Source organism: Staphylococcus sp. HMSC034C12 (assembly GCF_001835895.1).
GTDB classification, from domain to species: Bacteria; Bacillota; Bacilli; order Staphylococcales; family Staphylococcaceae; genus Staphylococcus; species Staphylococcus hominis.
Window position 1 is genome coordinate 1 of the sequence record NZ_KV826306.1, and the last position, 1,108, is coordinate 1,108.

The 1,108-nt window shown below is 26.4% G+C and carries 1 protein-coding gene; it reads left to right on the forward strand.

Annotated elements, in window-relative coordinates; genetic code table 11:
• Window positions 1-162: 162 nt before the first annotated feature.
• Entirely contained in the window at window positions 163-1,020 is an 858-nt protein-coding gene (locus HMPREF2629_RS00975; RefSeq protein ID WP_002498908.1) for a replication initiation protein, read from the forward strand.
• Window positions 1,021-1,108: the final 88 nt, after the last annotated feature.

Here is a 1,108-nt window from a genome sequence, read left to right on the forward strand (position 1 = left end):
ATTAAACTAAAGGCAACCAATCATTAAACTAAAGAAACTTTTTTTATATTAGGTTTCTTTATGTTATTATTGTTTATAACATAGTGATTATAAGTATTTACAATTAAAGTTAATAGGAATCTTTATTCTATATAGGTTTCTTTTAGATTGGAGTGGAGTTAGTTGAGTGGAGAAACAGTAGTATATAAAAATGATATGAATTTAGTTCCACTGAGAAAATTTAATAATACTGAAGTTAATCTATTTTTTACTTTGTGTAATAAATTAAAAGATAAAGGCAATTTGACTGTTAATGTGCCATTTGAAGAATTAAAAGAATTAAGTAATTACTATAGTCATGATAAAAAGCTTTTTATTCAAGATTTAGAAAAATTCTATGACAAAGTTTTCTCTTTAACATATAGAGAAGAAACTGAGAATGTTATTAGAAAATTTATTCTTTTTACTAAAGTAGAAATTTATAAAGATAAAGAGTATGTGGCTATTGGTGTTAATCCAGATTTAGAACATATTATTAATTCATTAACTAGTAACTTCACTAAATTTGAACTTAAAGAAATGACACACCTTAAATCTACATATTCTAAGCATATGTTCAGAATACTTAAGCAGTATAAACATACTGGCTATGTAAAAATTAAAATTGATGATTTTAGAGAACGGCTGGATATTCCTAATAGTTACCGTATGACAAATATTAATCAAAAAGTATTAGCCCCTATCATTAAAGAATTAGGCTTTATTTTTAATAACCTTAATATCAATAAAATAAAGGCAAAAAAAGGACGTAAAATTGAATGGTTAGAGTTTACTTTTGACGCTGAGAAACGCATTCACAATAAACGACAGCCACAAATGGCGAATATAGATAAGTCACGACAATATATAAGTCGGGAAAAAACGCCGAGATGGTTAGAAGAACGTACTTATGAAAAACAAATAAAAAATGAATATGATCCACAATTAGAAAAAGAGCGAAAAGCATTTTTAAAACAACTTCAATTAGACTGGGAAGATTAAAACAAAAGATCTTTAGCCCCCTTGCTAAAGATCTTTTGTTTTGTATTTTATTTTCCTGTTAATTCAGGAATTAGCCAACTTAGAACCC